Annotated in this window: 16 protein-coding genes; 2 read left to right on the top strand and 14 right to left on the bottom strand. The window is 40.3% G+C overall.

Features of this window, described 5'->3' with window-relative positions; all coding sequences use genetic code 11:
- Positions 1–93 precede the first annotated feature (93 nt).
- The 5 genes from NSQ50_RS03495 to NSQ50_RS03475 form a co-directional block, all read right to left on the bottom strand.
- Positions 94–201: an NERD domain-containing protein gene (locus NSQ50_RS03495; RefSeq protein ID WP_081382388.1), complete on the bottom strand. Its 108-nt coding sequence runs from the start codon at positions 199–201 to the stop codon at positions 94–96.
- A 181-nt stretch (positions 202–382) separates the two neighbouring features.
- The gene (locus NSQ50_RS03490) at positions 383–532 is read right to left on the bottom strand and encodes a hypothetical protein (protein WP_176462595.1); all 150 of its coding nucleotides are present in this window, start codon (positions 530–532) and stop codon (positions 383–385) included.
- 69 nt (positions 533–601) lie between these two features.
- A complete protein-coding gene (locus NSQ50_RS03485) occupies positions 602–1,624 on the bottom strand; it encodes a restriction endonuclease (protein ID WP_076098730.1) in 1,023 nt (340 codons plus the stop codon).
- Positions 1,621–2,310: a nuclease-related domain-containing protein gene (locus NSQ50_RS03480; protein WP_076098731.1), complete on the bottom strand. Its 690-nt coding sequence runs from the start codon at positions 2,308–2,310 to the stop codon at positions 1,621–1,623. Before NSQ50_RS03480 ends, NSQ50_RS03485 begins: the two co-directional genes overlap by 4 nt.
- Before the next feature lie 248 nt (positions 2,311–2,558).
- The gene (locus NSQ50_RS03475; RefSeq protein WP_076098732.1) at positions 2,559–3,056 is read right to left on the bottom strand and encodes a hypothetical protein; all 498 of its coding nucleotides are present in this window, start codon (positions 3,054–3,056) and stop codon (positions 2,559–2,561) included.
- Between the two features lie 151 nt (positions 3,057–3,207).
- Here NSQ50_RS03475 and NSQ50_RS03470 point away from each other — a divergent pair, with 151 nt between their 5' ends.
- Positions 3,208–3,453, top strand: coding sequence for a helix-turn-helix domain-containing protein (locus NSQ50_RS03470; protein WP_036684794.1), 246 nt, complete (start codon positions 3,208–3,210; stop codon positions 3,451–3,453).
- A gap of 450 nt (positions 3,454–3,903) precedes the next feature.
- On the opposite strand, the gene scfB is transcribed toward NSQ50_RS03470, so the two are convergent.
- The 5 genes from scfB to NSQ50_RS03445 form a co-directional block, all read right to left on the bottom strand.
- Positions 3,904–5,298, bottom strand: coding sequence for a thioether cross-link-forming SCIFF peptide maturase (gene scfB, locus NSQ50_RS03465; RefSeq protein WP_076224372.1), 1,395 nt, complete (start codon positions 5,296–5,298; stop codon positions 3,904–3,906).
- A gap of 122 nt (positions 5,299–5,420) precedes the next feature.
- A complete protein-coding gene (gene scfA / locus NSQ50_RS03460) occupies positions 5,421–5,570 on the bottom strand; it encodes a six-cysteine ranthipeptide SCIFF (RefSeq protein WP_076098734.1) in 150 nt (49 codons plus the stop codon).
- 290 nt (positions 5,571–5,860) lie between these two features.
- A complete protein-coding gene (ltrA, locus tag NSQ50_RS03455) occupies positions 5,861–7,123 on the bottom strand; it encodes a group II intron reverse transcriptase/maturase (protein WP_036681916.1) in 1,263 nt (420 codons plus the stop codon).
- A 909-nt stretch (positions 7,124–8,032) separates the two neighbouring features.
- Positions 8,033–8,815, bottom strand: coding sequence for a response regulator transcription factor (locus tag NSQ50_RS03450; protein WP_076128491.1), 783 nt, complete (start codon positions 8,813–8,815; stop codon positions 8,033–8,035).
- The gene (locus NSQ50_RS03445; RefSeq protein ID WP_076224976.1) at positions 8,790–10,376 is read right to left on the bottom strand and encodes a histidine kinase; all 1,587 of its coding nucleotides are present in this window, start codon (positions 10,374–10,376) and stop codon (positions 8,790–8,792) included. Before NSQ50_RS03445 ends, NSQ50_RS03450 begins: the two co-directional genes overlap by 26 nt.
- A gap of 272 nt (positions 10,377–10,648) precedes the next feature.
- On the opposite strand from NSQ50_RS03445, the gene NSQ50_RS03440 reads away from it, so the two are divergent.
- Positions 10,649–12,439 (top strand): flavocytochrome c, encoded by a 1,791-nt coding sequence (locus NSQ50_RS03440; RefSeq protein WP_076142561.1) that lies wholly within the window; start codon positions 10,649–10,651, stop codon positions 12,437–12,439.
- 490 nt (positions 12,440–12,929) lie between these two features.
- On the opposite strand, the gene NSQ50_RS03435 is transcribed toward NSQ50_RS03440, so the two are convergent.
- The 4 genes from NSQ50_RS03435 to NSQ50_RS03420 all read right to left on the bottom strand — a co-directional run bounded on the left by NSQ50_RS03435 (position 12,930) and on the right by NSQ50_RS03420 (position 17,200).
- The gene (locus NSQ50_RS03435) at positions 12,930–13,535 is read right to left on the bottom strand and encodes a hypothetical protein (RefSeq protein WP_076224977.1); all 606 of its coding nucleotides are present in this window, start codon (positions 13,533–13,535) and stop codon (positions 12,930–12,932) included.
- The gene (locus tag NSQ50_RS03430; RefSeq protein WP_340949270.1) at positions 13,528–14,151 is read right to left on the bottom strand and encodes a hypothetical protein; all 624 of its coding nucleotides are present in this window, start codon (positions 14,149–14,151) and stop codon (positions 13,528–13,530) included. The genes NSQ50_RS03435 and NSQ50_RS03430 overlap by 8 nt, the downstream gene beginning before the upstream one ends.
- A 352-nt stretch (positions 14,152–14,503) precedes the next feature.
- Positions 14,504–15,652, bottom strand: a complete 1,149-nt coding sequence (locus NSQ50_RS03425; protein ID WP_076224979.1) for a hypothetical protein — start codon at positions 15,650–15,652, stop codon at positions 14,504–14,506.
- A gap of 99 nt (positions 15,653–15,751) precedes the next feature.
- A complete protein-coding gene (locus NSQ50_RS03420; RefSeq protein WP_340949269.1) occupies positions 15,752–17,200 on the bottom strand; it encodes a hypothetical protein in 1,449 nt (482 codons plus the stop codon).
- Positions 17,201–17,536: the final 336 nt, after the last annotated feature.

Genomic DNA, 17,536 nt, shown 5'->3' with positions numbered 1-17,536 from the left:
GTTAACGATTTCTAGTAGTCATATTTTTTTACATGAAGTTTGCGAATCTTTGAGTCTGTAATATTTGCTTGGCTCAGTTGGTCATAGATCGATTCAACCTGTAATTGAGGCCTTAATATAGCCATAGTTTTGCTTTAGTGGATTATACATCTTGTAACGGTTACCCACTAACCATTGTTGATCCGTCCGCTTACCTTTAATTTCTCCATTGTAGTTTTTCGTCTTTCAATGACAAATAAGCAATACGTAGTCATCTGGATTTACAATATATTTGGTAATTCGACAATATGGGAATGTATTCCTTCCAATCATGCATATAAGAAAAAGGACTGTCGCATGGACAGCCCCAACATATAGTTAACGTATACCTTGTAATTCCGTCTTAATCCGAGAGAACAGAAGGAGCAAATGCATTAGCAAGCTGCATGCCATCCTTAAGTCCCTGTAGATATAAAAGTTCATAAACAACAGATTGCTTTAAAGAAACTTTATCCTCCCAATTTTCAAACTCTGGCTTACGTGCAATATCCATGGAGACAAATAACGCTTAGAAGGCCTTGCTCTTCTTCAAAAGAATGTCTATATAGAAAAACATTCAAATTTATAACGGCCAATATATTTTTCTTAACGGTATTAATGTCCGTGTCTCTGAATCAAATTGATCATAGTATTGTGTTACTAACTCCGCGAGCAGATCCAAGTCTATTAACGATAAAGGAATATTCGATCTTTCCGCTTCATATTTTGCTTCCTTTGTGAATCCACCACTAGATACATAAATCCCCCGATCTCCTACTCTTAATCCTCCGGTAAAACTACGTATTTGATTAGATCCCATACTGCCAGAACGGTGCTTTACTTCCACTATAATTCTGGGTTCTTCAAGCCCTAGACCATCTGGGGATGCAAAAATATCTCTTCCCCGGTCCGGCCCTTTGGGTGATATTCGTGTCTTGTAGCCCATTCCTCTAAGGATGCCCGCAACAAGTTCCTGCATTTGCTCCCAGTCTAACTTAGCAATCTTATCTTTGATAAATTCATTGGACTTCTCAATGACGTCTTCCTTAATTAGCTCTAATTCTTCGGCTTCTTCCTCCGTCTCAGCTTGCACAGACTCTATGGGTTGACTTGGTTGATTACCATCGGTCTGTCCGATTACCATTTGTTTGAGCAATTCCTTCTGAACATCATTCGGGATAGATATAATAGTCATTATGGAACCAAGCGTATTCCGGGCGCTTGCCGTCAAAACATCTCTAGATACAGTCCCCTCCCAATCTATTCTGCGAATATGAGGCTTATCCGTAATATAATTTGGCTTAAATTCATAATTCGACTTGATTCTTCCTATGTAATAGAGTCGCTCTTCAGGATTATATGTGATTACTTGGTCGTCTATTTTAAATTCACTTACAAAACGAAAAATCTGACCAGCAGTAATATTGATCTTACCCTCTTTATATCCAGGATACCGTACCTTCAAAAGCCTCTTCATCTCTTGCAGTGTATTTACCCCACCGATATCTCCCAATGGAGCCCAACCAATCGCTACAGCTTGCTTATCTTTAAATTCATTAATAAGATATGCCCTTTCTCCTGCTCGAACAAGCCACATACTTTTCATAGTGGACCTCCCTTTATTCTCTGTACATGAAGTTTGCGAATCTCGGAATCGGTAACATTAGCCTGAGCCAAACGATCATATATAGTTTGGACCTGCGCCGCAGAAATAGGAGGTTCAGGGGTTCCCGTTTTTAAACTAATCAACTTCCTAGAGATAAACTCACTTAGTTCCACATCATAGACAACCAGTTCGTCCGAGTGGATTTTCCGAAGATCCGGATCAATACTGAATCGACATCTCATAGTGAATGAAATCATAGAGATAAATTTCACTGCAGCTATACCTTGTATCAGGCTCTCGATGGCCTTGATATGTCCATAGTTTTGCTTCAGCGGATTATACATCTTGTAACGGTTGCTCACTGACCATTGTTGATCCGTTCGCCCACCTTTAATTTTCCCATTGTAGTTTTTCGTCTCAATGACAAATAAGCAATACGGGGAAATAACGATATGATCAATCTGGGTGTAACCTGTTCGAGACTTGGGATTAGGGAGCATTAGATCGCTTAACGATTTACACTCCTTAGGTAACTGGTCGAGTTGAATATTGATTTTATGCTCACCTAACTCTCCAATTCGTGTGGAAGCAACCTTCGGTTTCGACTTGGGAGTTTGTGCCTTACGCACTGCCTGTGGTGGCTTAGTGTCGGATTTTTTAAAGAGAGACAATAGCGCTTTAAACATAGCAAAACCTCGTCTGATATAGATTTACAATATGTATGGTTATTCGACAATATGGGAAGATATCCCTTTATTCAAATCATGAATGAAGGTCTGCCCTCTTTTTAGATGAACAGCATCTAAAAAAACAAAAATTCCAAATATATATATAGAAAAAAAGACTGTCGCATTGACAGTCCGAAGATAAGATATGCATATATCCCCTTTGGTTCCGATACCTATGTGCTTCTCCGCTACCCGCAGGACATGTCTTAGTCCGAGAGAACTGAAGGGGCAGTAAAGGCATTTGCAAGCTGCATGCCATCCTTTAGTCCTTGAAGATATAGACGTTCATAAAGAACAGCTTGCTTCGATTGAAGCTTATCCTCCCAATGCTCAAACTCTGGCATACGTGCAATGTCCATGGAGTCAAACAACGTTTGAAAAGCTTTGCGCTCTTCTTCAAAAACATGCCTAGGCTCGGATTGATGTTCAATCAGTGCGGTCACCTCATCCACTCGACCTTGAATCGTCTGTAAAAACCATGCAGGAAAGCTCAACATATCCCCTCCAAGATAGAAACTCAAACGAAATGACGCTGCATGTCCGTTTTTTTCTTGGTACATCCGATTAATCAGTTCGTCAACCTTACGACTCTGGGCCTGAACCGCTTCATTGCTGCTTAACGGAATTCCCTGCTCCAGTGATTGCTGTCCGAGTTCATTCAGCTTGCGCTTTTCCTCCTCATATTTGCACATCAGATGTTGCATTGCACCCCCACCTTCCGGGAAAAGCTATATCTGTAGACGATGTATGGAAATTTTAATGCGTTTATCGGTTTATCTTATTTTAATTCGATATCCGCATTAAAACAATACTTACCTCGCATACAATTTGGTTAAATTGTGAGGTGACACCAAAATGAGGCATCGCAAAGAGCCCCCGGGTGACAAAAATATCATTGGAACCCGAGTTGTAGCTATTCGAAAAGCTAAGCGAATGAAGCAAAAGGATTTCCTTGCCAGGTTGCAAACCTTCGGTTTAGACATCAGTCCAACCAGTTTATCGCGATTGGAAGGTCAATATAGACTTGTGCAGGATTATGAGGTGGTTGCCATTGCGAAAGCATTGGAGGTTTCTGTTGGAGAGTTGTTGGGGGAAGGTTAGTGAAGTGATAGTGGGAGATAACTCTCTGTTTTTGGAATAGATCGTTATTTTCATTTAAATAGATACTACATAGATCTGCAAATTTTTTATGCAAAATCCCTGAAGGGATTTATTATTCAGATATAGACACGTACCTACGACGTCCAATAAAATGGAGGCCTGAGGCAATATCTGACCCCCAGATTTTATCCTTCGGTCCGCTTTCAGGTGTCATTCATCGTGCTATGTAGACATCAAATAATACATAGCTAGAACAACGATATACCAACCTATCGCGTGGAATTCATTCTATAGATTCAAATTAAAAGACAATCAGTGATCTGCCCTTTGCAGAAACTGATAGTCTCTCTTGTCTTACAGTCCTTCTTCTCCGTACAAAAAAACCGAGAAATAACACCTTATTTTGAAGTGTCTATTTCTCGGTTATAGTTTATTCGTCCGTTACGTTAACTAGCTAGATTGCCCTTCCATCGCTCTAATAGATTCATCAACCTTCACCATCATGGAACATTCGACTCTTTTGCGGAAGACGTCACAGCTGAAGTCATAGGTTCCGACCAGGGAACCTGTCGCGTGCAGCGCATTGGCAGGACAACCGCCGCTGCAGTAGAGTTTAGCCCAGCAGTCCTTGCATTCCGGCTTCGAGTAGCAGTTGCTCTCTTGGAATTGACATTGCAGCTCTGGCTTTGTGATGCCATCCCAGAGGTTTCCCATGCTGTACTCTTCATCCCCTACGAACTGGTGGCAAGGAAAAAGCTCTCCCCAAGGGGTGACGGCAAGATATTCGGTTCCTGACCCACAGCCAGTGATTCTCTTCTGGATGCAAGGTCCTTCCGAGAGGTCTAGCATGTAGTGATAAAAGGTAAAACCCTTGCCTTGTTCACCGCGACCGATCATTTCCTTCGCGAGAATTTCGTACTGGTTGTATATCTCCGGCAGGTCCTCCTCGGTAAGTGCATAGGGCTCCTTTGGATCACAGATGACCGGTTCCATCGAAATTTTGTCAAAACCAAGGTCTGCGATATGAAATATATCGTTGGTGAAATCGACATTATTACGAGTGTAAGTTCCTCGTACATAGTACTCTTGGTCTCCGCGCTTACGAACGAATTCCTGGAACTTCGGAAGAATATGATCATAGCTGCCTTTTCCGTTAACCGTTTGGCGAAGCCGGTCATGAACCTCTTTTCTTCCATCCAGGCTTAATACGACATTGTACATTTCCTGATTTAAAAACTCGGTGACCTCATCGTTCAGCAGCATCCCGTTCGTCGTGAAGGTGAAGCGGAACTTCTTTTTGTATTCTTGTTCTTTGCTTCTTGCATAAACTACGATCTGTTTAACTACTTTCCAGGCCAAAAGCGGCTCACCACCGAAAAAGTCGATGTCCAGGTTGCGATGATGACCCGAATTTTCAAGCAGGTAATCGATAGCTTTTTGTCCAACCTCATAGCTCATGATCGCTCGATCTCCGTTGTATTTCCCTTGGCTGGCGAAGCAATAGTCGCAGGATAGATTACAGGTATGCGCAACATTAAGACAGAGCGCCTTAACATAAGTTTTTCGTTTTTTTAAATCAAGCGAGAGGTTCTCATACTCATCTTTTGTAAAGAGCTGTCCATCATTTATAAGCTCCTCGATATCCACGATGGTTTCTCGAATGTCACTCTCAGAAATGCTGGAATCATGCTTATATTTCTCTAACATCATTGTCACGATTTGGTCGACAGAAGTTTTCTCATAAAGCGCTATAATTTCATATGCTAGGTCATCAACAACATGTACTGAGCCACTGTAAGTGTCGAGCACGATATTGTATCCATTTAGTTTATATTGATGAATCATACTTGCTAATCAAGCTCCTTTTGCACACTAGTAGAAACGGCTTTGCCATCCTTTAGAGGAAGCGTCCATTTCTTAAAAATAGCCGCCCATCAGCAGAGCAATGGGCGGTAAAATTCCGAATCCTATCTGTTCATTGCATTTTCACACTTCTGGTTTGCAACGCCGCAGGAAGTTTTACAAGCGGACTGGCAAGATGTCTGGCATGCGCCGCACCCGCCGTGTTTTGCGGTATCCATCAGTTTGCGGGTGCTTAGGGTTACGATTCTTTTCACGATAAATAACTCCTTCTGTAATTTCTTGTGATCACTTTCACTTAATTTCCATGGAACATCGTAGCAACCTCACGTAAGTACGTCTATGATTCCCGTCACCTAGCAGAGTAGAGAGGGCTTAAACATAAGCATCAACGTTAATTTTCGTGCAGTCGTTCATGCTTGTGATCCTAGGATGCGGTAGCGGGAACCAGAGTCAGTGCAATACTAAAAAAGTGAAATCGAGTAGGAGGGGGCGGCTAGCCCCCGACCTCTCACACCACCGTACGTACCGTTCGATATACGGCGGTTCATGAAATATTCCGTAAGGAGTTGTATCTGTCCAATACACTCTTTAATCCATTGGCTTCCCAATATTGGTTATTCAATGCATGTTGTAGAATTGGACTCCCTGCAATTCGCCAATACCCTTTTCGGGTATTTCCCCACTCATAGGCTTTATCCTTAGGTACCCCTAAGGATATAAGTCTTTTGACTTTGGTTCTAGGGGTCTTCCACTGCTTCCAGAGGCACATTCGTAGCCTTCTTCGTATCCATTTATCCATATCTCGAAAGGTACTTGGGGTATCCGCCAGCGAGAAATAACCGCACCATCCCATGAGGTAGTGGTTTAGTTCCTTGATTCGCTCTTCCATCTTCATCGATCTCTTTCGAGAGGATATCTCCTGTATTCGAACCTTGACTCTCTGTAAGGACTGCTTCGCAATTCTCACCTTTGGTTCTTTGTCCACACTAAAACTAAATCCTAGAAACTTTCGTTTCCAGGGACGGTCTACCGCGCTCTTTACTTGGTTCACCTTCAGCTTTAGCCTCGTCTCGATGAATCGGGTGACCGTTGTCTTGACTCTCTCTCCTGCTCTTAGCGTTTTCACGTAAATATTGCAATCATCCGCATAACGAACGAAGCGGTGCCCACGTTTCTCGAGTTCTTTGTCGAGCTCATCTAGGACAATGTTAGATAATAACGGACTCAGTGGACCGCCTTGCGGGGCACCTTCCGTTGTCGGGGTTACTAACCCGTTCTCCATCACACCTGACTGAAGATATTTGCGGATAAGCAGGAGAACTTTCTTGTCCTCCACTTTCTCCGAAATCTTCATCATCAGTCGGTCATGGTTGACGCGATCAAAGAATTTCTCCAAGTCTAGGTCGACTACGAATCGATAGCCTTCTTTCATAAAGGTTCGAGCTTTCCTCACCGCATCATGCCCTCGTCTTTTCGGACGGAATCCATAGCTATGGTCGGAAAACTCTGGATCAAACAATGGAGTTAACACCTGCGCGATTGCTTGTTGAATCATTCGATCTGTCACGGTAGGTATTCCTAGTAACCTAACACCTCCGCCACCGGGTTTCGGGATTTCGACTCGGCGCACGGGGCTCGGTTCATAGGTTCCTTCTTCTATGGCATGCCGCAAGGTCTGCCAGTTTTGTACGATGTGTTCTCGTAAGGATTTTACGGACATCCCATCTACGCCATGACTTCCTTTATTCGCTTCAACACGCTTTAAGGCTTGCAGAAGATTTTCCCGTGATAGCAGTTGCTCCAACATTTTTTTTTAACCTCTCTTTACGTGATTTATACCTTCCATTTGTGCCAAAGATGAACTCCGCCCTGCTGAAGACCCCCACGGGATTCACCGTTTCCTTCTTCAGTCAGGTCCTTTCGGATTTTTTTTTTCTGCATTCATCGCTCATCTTGAACGCCTGGATGTATAAATCCTATTCCATGTTCAGCCCTTCCGCAGCTGTTGCAACAGCTTGCGTACTATGGCGTCTGCTGACTTCTGTGCACTCAGCCTACTCTCACAAGTAGGGTTACGAAGTATACTCGCCTATCACACAGATCTCCCCAGGTAAGAACGCTATCTTCCTCTCCATCTATCTGCTTCATTTACTCTCGTACGCCTTTGGCAGTATGGACTTTGGTTTGTTGTGCAACCTCATCCAGCCTACGTTAGCCTTGTATGAAGTTCGTATTCCTCAGACCGGAGATTTGCCGCTGGCTTCCTTCAGATTCCACCTCGCGGTGGACACCCTTGCCTTAAGCTAATGGCTACTACTGCCTTCGCCATTCGGGACTTCAACCCTATAGATAGCGCCCATGCTGGGCGCACACAAAAAAGAGACGGCAATGATGCCATCTCTTTAACAACATTTTTTCTCATACTTGTCCGTAAAGTCCAATAAATATAAGGATCTCATAGCACTGTATCCTTCCTTACCAGTAGAGCGACACTCTCCACATGCGTGGGTGGACAGTGTGAACAAACTTATATGAGGAGTCCTAAGACACTTCCTGACAGTTTATCTGCTCTTGACGCCTTAGTTCATAAAAATATTGCACAATTGGATGCTTTAACTTCATCTTCTCGCTCATGTTTAAAATCCAACCGTTTTGATAGAAGGCGGCTCCGAGCATAGCATCTATGGCGTGCTGCAGAGGGACGAGAATGGCCCTCCTATCCATAACCGAACGGATGCTTTTTGTACTCTAAGGGGCTTGAGCCGACTCTATTTTTAAACACACGACTAAAATAGTACTGGCTCTTATACCCTACCTTCACGGCCAGATCCCCGATTTTGATATTCGGCATTACGTCATCCAGAATCTCCTTCGCCTTCGATATCCGAAGCTCGGTGACATAGTCAAGGAATGAAGCACCGATTTCTTGCTTCATACGCTTACTAAGATAGGTTTGGTTGATATGAAATAGTGCTGCTACTCGAGTAATAGACAGCTCCGGATCCTGATAATGACTGTCAATATACTCGGTCACTTTTTGGATAAGCACTGTTCCATCCCCTGTATACCCGGGAAGCTCCCGCTCCTTATCCACCCTGTCTTCATGTGAATGCAAAGGATATTTTACCTGAAGATGCTCATCGATCCGATGAAGCAGCTTGTTCAGATCACTCTTCGGCACAGGTTTCAATACATAATCGAATGCTTGCAGTTGCACGGCTTGACGCGCATATTCAAAGTTATCGTACCCGCTGATGATGACAACCAGAACCGACGGGCAGCGTTCGCGCAATATGTTCATCAGATCGAGCCCATTCATATTCGGCATGTTGATGTCCACAAGACATACATGTGGTGGGGCTTCCTCCACCATATTCAATGCTTCGTTTGCACTTTTCGCTTCTCCTGCAACTTCAAAAAGATACGGACTCTCCTCAATATATTGTCGCAAGCCTTTGCGAATGATCGTTTCATCATCGACGATGACAATCTTCCACATCTTCATTCCACTCCCCGTCCAAAGGTATTCGAATGACCATAACGGTAATGCCATCTTCGCTCTTCACTGCAAGGCCATATGGCACTCCGTAAGCTAGTCGAATGCGATGGTTTACACTGTATAGCCCAAAGCCTGTGGCAGAACGATCATATGTATCATCAAGAAGGGCTTGATTTATCTGCTCAAGCTTCTCTTCCGGAATCATAACCCCATTATTTTCAACCTTAATGACCAAATAATCGGCCTGTTTATATGCTGTAATCGAAATTTTGCACTTTTGATCCCCAAGTGGCTTAATCCCGTGATAAATCGCATTTTCCACCAAAGGCTGCAGTATGAAGCGAACGACTTGGCACTGAGCAAGCTTTTCATCATATCGAAGCTCGTAGTCCAGAATCTCCTCATATCGCACACCTTGAATATGAAGATAACTCTCGACATGGTACAACTCCTGATCAAGCAGAATGTATGGACTGCCTGTGCCAAGCCCTAATCGGAAATACGCGCTAAGCGCTTCCACCATCTCCACCACATTGTCTGCTCCATGTTCCGTTGCCATCCACTGGATCGTATCCAATGTGTTGTATAAAAAGTGCGGCTTGATCTGCTCATGAATCAGTCTGAGTTCCATCTCCTTTCGGTCCTGCTCCACAGCGTATAATTGAACAAGCATGTCATTGAAGCTTCGTCCAAGATCGCCGATCTCATCCGAGCGCGTAACATCTGCTCGTATGGTTTGGTTGCCGTTCTGCACATTTTCCATTACCTGGCGAAGCGACTGAATTGGACGAATAATGGAAGAAGCAAGCAGCATCAGAAAGACGATAAACGCACTACCGATAAGAACGCCTACCAGCAATGCAGTCCGCTGGGTTTTGATCACCGCTAACGATAGACTTGAATTCGGTACTTCGAGTACTAACTTCCAGCCTTCCACATTTTGAATTGGAGCCTCAAATACACTCATGTTCTTCTTATCTGCTGTATCCTCCGCTCCATCTTCTTCACCCAGCTCTCTGCAATCGACGATAAGCTGGCCTGACTGGTCATATAGCATTACATCTTGAGCAATCTCCTTCATCTTCTTAACGGAGACGGCTGCGGCAATATAAGCTACCTCATCATTCACCGATGGATTAACACGATAAAGAATGACGACGATTTCGGCTGCATTCGCTTTGGATACGATCGGATTGCTCACCACATAATTGGAATCTGAATTCAGCAGTTTTCGATAGTAGGGTCGGTTTAGTATCGAAAAAGGCTTGTCCCTTGCTGACCAGGAATTTCCGTGAATATCCACCACACGTATGGATTCGTACTCTACTTGCTTCTTCGCCTCGAACTTATCGAACTCTTGCAGCAATTCATCTCGTGTCCACTGATGGTCCGAAGCTAGAGAAGCAAGCATGTCTATCTCTCCAATGCGCTGATTAAACCAATAATCAATCTGGTCGCTGCGTGCAGTAACCACTTGCTGCGTTAAGTTCTTATTCAAAGGGACAACCGTATGGTTCATCTCCAAATATATTGTTACAAGCAATGCAACGAACAGCAGCAAGAAGCAGCCTCCTGCGATTAACGTGATTTTTAAGTGAATTGATTTCATTGTAATCATAGCCCTTCACAATATCCGTCTCTTACATGCCCGAAAAAGACAAAAAAACACTAATCTGTGCAAATACATAATGCTGTACTAAATCTATAATAGGTCTTGTGCATATTTTCACATGAAATAACATTCATGTCTAGGCTAGAGATAAAGGATTTGCCTAGCAAATCTTCCTCTCCCTAGTGTATGTAACCAATTCACAACAGAATGAAGGAGATATTATGCGAACTCACACGAAAAAGCTGTTATCTATTCTACTAGTCCTCAGTCTTATGTTCACGCTTGCTGCCTGCGGCGGTAAAGATGCAGAACCCGCTGCAGATGCAAACGGAGTTCAAGTCTTTGAAGGAGTTGGGCAAGGTAAACATGGCGATATTAAAGTACAAGTCTCCTTATTAGATAACAAGATCACTGACATTAAAGTGACAGAGCATAAGGAAAATGAAGTACTTGCAGAACCTGTTTATACGCAGCTCAAGCAAGATGTCATGGCAACTAACAGCGCAAAAGTTGATGCCATTAGCGGATCTACAGTTACAAGCAAAGGATATCTCGAAGCCATTCAAGATGCAATTACGAAGTCTGGACTTACCCTTGTCGCTGGCGCTGCAGTCAGTGGAAGCAAAGACAAAGAAGAAGTCGAGCAAACCTATGATGTTGTCGTCATCGGTGCCGGGGGTGCTGGCTTTAGTGCGGCTATCGAAGCGAAGAGCGCTGGAGCTAATGTAGTTCTGCTCGAGAAAATGCCAGCTGTTGGCGGCAACACATTGATTTCCGGTGGTGAGATGAATGCGCCGGACAACTGGGTTGAACGTGCTCTTGGCATCACTGATGACACGGCTGACTTGTTCTATGATGATACGATGAAAGGCGGAGACAACCTCGGGGATCCAAAGATGGTTCGTATTCTTGCCGACAATGCTCTAGCATCTGCCGAATGGCTGCGCGATGATATCAAGGTAGAGTTCTTACCTGATCATCTGTTCCAATTTGGAGGCCATTCCAGAAAACGTGCGTTGATTCCTGTAGGTCATACAGGTGTTGAATTGATTACTAAGTTAAAAGCCAAAACAGACGCTGATCAAATCACGATCAAAACGAATATGAAAGCCGAAACCTTGCTGAAGGACGAAAGCGGCAAAATAACAGGTGTAACTGCGACTTCGGGTACTGGCGACAAGATCACATTCCATGCGAACAAAGGCGTCATCATCGCTACCGGTGGTTTTGGATCCAATGTAGAGATGCGTAAAAAGTATAACCCTAAAATGGATGAAAAATATATGTCTACCGATACACCAGGATCTACAGGTGACGGTATCGTTATGGCAGAAACGATTGGCGCCAAACTGACAAACATGGAGAGTATTCAAACGTATCCAATCTGTAATCCTGAGACAGGTGTTATTTCCCTGGTTGCAGATTCCCGCTTCGATGGTGCGATCCTGATTAACCAAGAAGGCAAGCGCTTCGTTGAGGAATTAGAACGTCGAGACGTTATTTCTAAAGCAATTCTTGCCCAAACGGGCGGATATACGTATCAATTATGGAACCAAGGTATTGAGGATATCGGTAAAACGATAGAAGTTCATCAAGACGAATACGATCAACTCGTTAAACAAGGCTTGCTCTTTAAAGCCGATACGATTGAGGAGGCAGCTGATTTCTTCAAAATCGACGTGAACACTTTGAAAGAAACGATTAATAAAGTAAATGATTATGCGAAAACAGGTAATGACCTTGATTTCAAACATCGCGGTGGATTGAAATCTCTTGAAAAAGGCCCTTACTACATCGAAAAAGCTGTACCCTCCGTTCACCATACAATGGGCGGCTTGGTGATCGACGAGAAGACTCGCGTATTGAATGAAAAAGGCGAAGTCATCCCTGGGTTGTTCGCTGCAGGTGAAGTAACAGGGGTCATTCATGGTGCAAACCGTCTTGGCGGTAATGCCATCGCTGATATCTTCACATTCGGCCGGATTGCAGGCAAACAAGTTGTAGCAGAGTAATCTTATTTTTTGTGTAACTGCTCTATTAATAAGGTAGACTTAAAAACGTGCAAGATAACTTGTAGAGTGCCGGTTGACTGCTAACTTTCAAGCTGCCCTCTATGACATAGCAAACCGCCCTGTTAGCAACATTGCGAACAGGGCGGTTTTTTATGGTGGAGTCTAGGGTGCTCGTCTAACTCGCTGCTCTTTTATCGTTCTCCGTTAGTGGAATTAAAATCGCCCAATTATTTAGGGTCTAATTGGCAAGGGTTCCTCACCAACAACGCCACCGACTCCACATGCACCGTATGCGGGATTATATCCCGCTACGGTGCTTCATGCTAAGACCCGCAACCCCTTGCAGTTACTGCATTCTTCGAATCGGTGTTTAGGCTATCCACAGCAGCGATATGTAGCTTTATGCTGAATTTCGTCCCCAATTTGTCCCCAGTAATAACAGTATTATGAAAGCCATTGTCCCTTAGGAAAAAAATTCTATTTCTTATATTTACCCTAAAAACACAGGTAGACTTTCTAACTTAGTTTCAGAAAAAAGTTCACTCTCAAATGTAATATTTATTTTTTTACTTGATTGTAAGAACTCACTTTCTCTCTCTTTGCTTAAACTTAAAGAACGAATTGTTATAATTATTGCTTCTGATTTTAAGAATACCTTGAATTTTGTATTATTTGAGTTGCTCTCTTCTTTTATTATATACTCATTTGAAAAGTTATAATCCACGCTCAGTTGAGACGGATAATTTATTTCAATTGTTACTGTTGGTTTTCTGCTGGCGGCTTCTTGTGTTAAAAATGAGGTCATTACAATAGTAATAGGTGATTCAGAAATGTACTTTTCACTTTCTTCATTATACTCTAAATCAACGTTCTGATTAAAAATATGATAATTTAACTCATCTAATCTTCTAAGCATTTTTGAGTTTTGACGGACCAAGTTTATCAATATGATTAACACAAAAAAACACAGCGATAATATCGCCCAAAGTACAAATTTATCATTTATAATCGAAACTCCTAAGGATATAAGAGAAGCCAGCCCTGAAAGAAATACAAATAAAGAATTCTTAGAAAGAATATCATAAAACCTATTCAAGGGAATATCTCCCCTCTAATAACAAATATTTCAATTCCGATATTGTATCAAGCACATCATATATGGAAGGCGAATTATATATAGTTATCTTAGAATTTTTATAGATTTTCACTTTATTCAAATTCTTGATAATCAGAGTAATCTCAGTAATATTATTATTTTCTTTATTCGCATTATCAAAAATATCACTTAAACTAATATTATTTCCTGAAATAGTAAACGAAGATAGATTGGTTTTATTGGATTGATAAGAAGCCGATTGAACTTTGTTGATGATGTTAGATTTAATAATACTCTGGAAGAATTCGTTCGTGAAAGATATATTGCTAGTAATGATTCCTAAGTAACTCAAAAGAATACGTTGTATGTCTCTTAAAGAGCTACTTTTCTGTGTAAAAACAAAAACAAACGGAAAATCATAATCATTTTTATATAACCATACCAATGACTGATTAACTTCTTTAATTTCTTTCACATTTGTGTCAATTTCCCCATAAATATTTAGCGTTTCTGTTTTGATTTCTTTTGTAGTTTCCCATAGAATTTTGAATTGAAGAATATCCTCTTCTATCATTTTATGTGATATTATAATTTTCTTTTTTTCTTCTTCCAACACGTGATGTCGCGAACTATCTAAGATCAAATTGGAATATACATCGGGTTTAATGGATAGTACAAAAAAGGTTTTGTATAATTTCAAGTCATAATCCATCTGTCTGTTATCCTTTCTCAATAAATTCCAGGATTTTTAATCTTGATACAGCTTTTTTAATCGAATCGAATTAACTTTTTCTTCAAAAACATCTCAAGTATTTATAAGTTGAATTAATTCATCAGAAGTATAAATAAAACTACAATGTGGATCACCAGCATTGCTAAATTCACTGGCCTTATTCAATACAAATGAGAAATTAAATCATATGTTATGAATAACCTTTGATGCAGCTTCGAAATTATAGTAAAAGCTATCATCTTTCGATTCCCTCAATTGCCTTTAAGTTATATATGAAATAGTTTCCAGTATCTCTGATCCAATCATTCGTTAGCGTTATTATATCATGTACACAATGCACAAATGTTAGTTTCATTTCTTCACTAATTGTATACATGTTTAATAAAATCTTTGTATCAATATTTTCAAAGTTTCCGCTGCTGACCACAATTCCTTTTTCTTGATTTATTTCTTTAATTAGAAGGTATGAATTAGGAGCATTACTGGGGTTTAAGCTTTTTCCAGAAACAACTTTATGACAGGTAACTAATTTTTCAAATTTCAACATTTTTTCATTTAGCATAATTTCTTTGTATGCCCTTAGCGCATAGATTGTTTTAGCTATTAGTCTCTTTTCATTACTTGACAGAAAAAACGTTTCAATTTCGTCTTTAAAAAACTCAGTAAATTCGCTAATGTTCAGGAATATATTTTTAAACAATTCGAATCCCATGAAAGTCTCTTTGTCAATTATTCCTCTAATATCCTGATGGGTGCTATGTAGTAGCCTTACATAATTATATTTTTCAGCGCCGTTCTGTTCTTTATATAGTAGTTTACAAAAATCAATTAAAATAGCTTGTAACCCTAAATCAACTTGTCTTTTAGTTTGAAGAAATTCTTTTTTATCTAAAATACGTTTTTCTATGATTTCTGAAATTGCTAACTCTAAAGACTTGATTAATTGCTTCTTTACATAAGTGTTATCTTCCGCAGTATTATAACAGACTGGTTTCCTATGTCTAATATCAAACGGGAGCTTTTCAACTTCTCCAAATTCAGTATTATAAATGCAGAGAATATTTGTCCAGCCAATAGATTTAGAGGCATATCCCAACTCAATCAAAACATTTGGATTTGGTGTTAGCCGATTAGTGGTATTAGAATTAATTATACTTATATCTGCAATAAAAATATCACATACATCTATTTTACTAAAAATCGTAGAGGCCAAATCTGGGGTGCCAATCTCATTCCGACTGTCACTTTCCAAATGAATTTCAGTAATATGTTTATGGCTAGCACAAATTGAATTTAAAGCGTTTTTTATGCAATCATTTATTAATCCGCGATTTTTTTTGTTTGGTAAATCTGACTGCCATGAATAAAAGACATTAATTTTCATGACATACCTCCTCACAATTTGAAATATCATCTATTAATTTAATAACCAGTAGAACCCTAGATGTAGCGATCTTCAAAGAACAATATGTCTTTACAGTATTCACTTCTTTCTTTTCTGCTTTTTAATCAATTTCTTCATTCTCTTCTCGCTTTTCTTTTTACTCCGTACTTTCTCCTTTATTGCTTTTTGCTCAAGATGATTCATACTAAATACAGCTGGATTAACTGATTTCATACCTTGACTCACATATAAATGCTTTTCAGTTTGGTAAAGCAACTCCCAAATATGAACTACAGTCTGAAAAATAGACAAACATTTACCTGCAAATTGAACTAAATACATTTCACGAATGTCAGATGGCTTATTCTTACCAACAGGGTCATATTTAATCAATTGACTAATCCCATCGAACTCGTAAGTGTTGTGTCCAATTGCATTTCGAATTTTATTATCAATGGAACCATCAACAATCAAACTGTCGAACACCTCGGTCCCATCAATATACTCGACCTTTTTTCCTTTATGTGCTTCAAGAAATTTATCAAACTCATACTTAGGCTTTGTGTCAGACATCTTTTTAAAGTCGTCGCGATACTTTAAATTGTTATAGCCAATAATAATTGGTACAATCTCTGCAACAAATTCATACGTATCTATATAGAACTCTTTTATATCTTCAAATGCTGCAGTTGTCATACCCTTTTTTTCAACTAGATCTTCAGATATTTCATGATAATATGTAAGTCCATATGCAGGAATTAGAAATTTAAAGACTTCTGTAAAGTGCTCTATAATACGCAGTATTCGTCTATCATAACTTCTATAATGATCTTTAAAATATCTTGATAGCTCTATCATATTCGCAGGATTTTGCTCAAAAAGAGATTTTAACTCTCTAAATATTGTTTCGTTATGCTCGTAGCTAATAACTGGCTGTAAGAAGAATTTTGTAATAAAATGAACCCCTCGCAAATATTCAAGTCTATTGTTCATTGGGAATTGTTTTTTTGGCAATACCTTACGAACTTCTTGGACTAGATATTCATGATTTTCATGATGCCATAGTTCATTGATTCTTCTAATTCTTGGCCACTCATTTTTTGTTGTATGAAGAAAGCTTATTACATTTTTCTTGAATATATCAAATTTCTCATAACCACTCTGTGGATCACTTGGGTCACCCATTCCCCATAACCCTCGAAAAAATGGAGGCGGTATGTACCAATGAGTTTCAGAATTATAGGGTTGCAACTTTTCAGTTAAAAGCTCTCCCGAGGTTTCGATATAAAAATCTGCTTCATTTTCAGGAGAAACCAACGAAGCATTTTCAATATCGATTCTAAAATCTGCATTTTGTTGGTCAAGGATGGCAATCCCTTTAATTAATATCTTACAATTTCCGCATGTATATCTTATAGGATGACTATCAAGCCATCCATATTGGGTACGTACAAGTGTTACATAGCCACAAACTTCGCATTTATAGTAAGACCGAATATTTCCCACAGTCAATCCCCCCTCATCTTCCACTTCTTCTCGTTTAATCATTTCATACAAAATGAATGTATAGGCAGTTATTTTATACTCGCTAACTGTTATAAACTCCGTTATACTTCAACCTCACGTGACCATTAATAATCAAACGAATATCCACAAAACGAAACCAATCCAATTATAACCAAATATCTCTATTATCAATATCAGTTACATAGGTCTTTGGTTATAGTCCTATGTCGATTTTTAATACATGAGACTTATAGTCCGAGGAAATAAGAAAAGTCGATACCTATAATTTGTTTGAAATAGAAAGACCGCAGGACATCAAAAAGATGACCTACGGTCTTTCCATTCATCAATTTTACGCGGGTCTGTCTCCAGAACTTC

Source organism: Paenibacillus sp. FSL R10-2788, assembly GCF_038003885.1.
GTDB classification, from domain to species: domain Bacteria; phylum Bacillota; class Bacilli; order Paenibacillales; family Paenibacillaceae; genus Paenibacillus_AQ; species Paenibacillus_AQ odorifer.
This window is presented reverse-complemented; position numbering and strand designations above follow the sequence as displayed.

What these genes read in the sequence shown, in the direction of transcription:
- NSQ50_RS03470 (WP_036684794.1), top strand. Translation starts at nt 3,208, where the DNA reads ATGAGGCATCGCAAAGAGCCCCCGGGTGACAAAAATATCATTGGAACC.
- NSQ50_RS03480 (WP_076098731.1), bottom strand. Translation starts at nt 2,310, where the DNA reads ATGTTTAAAGCGCTATTGTCTCTCTTTAAAAAATCCGACACTAAGCCA.
- NSQ50_RS03425 (WP_076224979.1), bottom strand. Translation starts at nt 15,652, where the DNA reads ATGAAAATTAATGTCTTTTATTCATGGCAGTCAGATTTACCAAACAAA.
- NSQ50_RS03490 (WP_176462595.1), bottom strand. Translation starts at nt 532, where the DNA reads ATGGATATTGCACGTAAGCCAGAGTTTGAAAATTGGGAGGATAAAGTT.
- NSQ50_RS03485 (WP_076098730.1), bottom strand. Translation starts at nt 1,624, where the DNA reads ATGAAAAGTATGTGGCTTGTTCGAGCAGGAGAAAGGGCATATCTTATT.
- scfB (WP_076224372.1), bottom strand. Translation starts at nt 5,298, where the DNA reads ATGATTCATCAATATAAACTAAATGGATACAATATCGTGCTCGACACT.
- ltrA (WP_036681916.1), bottom strand. Translation starts at nt 7,123, where the DNA reads ATGTTGGAGCAACTGCTATCACGGGAAAATCTTCTGCAAGCCTTAAAG.
- NSQ50_RS03420 (WP_340949269.1), bottom strand. Translation starts at nt 17,200, where the DNA reads ATGATTAAACGAGAAGAAGTGGAAGATGAGGGGGGATTGACTGTGGGA.
- NSQ50_RS03450 (WP_076128491.1), bottom strand. Translation starts at nt 8,815, where the DNA reads ATGTGGAAGATTGTCATCGTCGATGATGAAACGATCATTCGCAAAGGC.
- NSQ50_RS03440 (WP_076142561.1), top strand. Translation starts at nt 10,649, where the DNA reads ATGCGAACTCACACGAAAAAGCTGTTATCTATTCTACTAGTCCTCAGT.
- NSQ50_RS03475 (WP_076098732.1), bottom strand. Translation starts at nt 3,056, where the DNA reads ATGCAACATCTGATGTGCAAATATGAGGAGGAAAAGCGCAAGCTGAAT.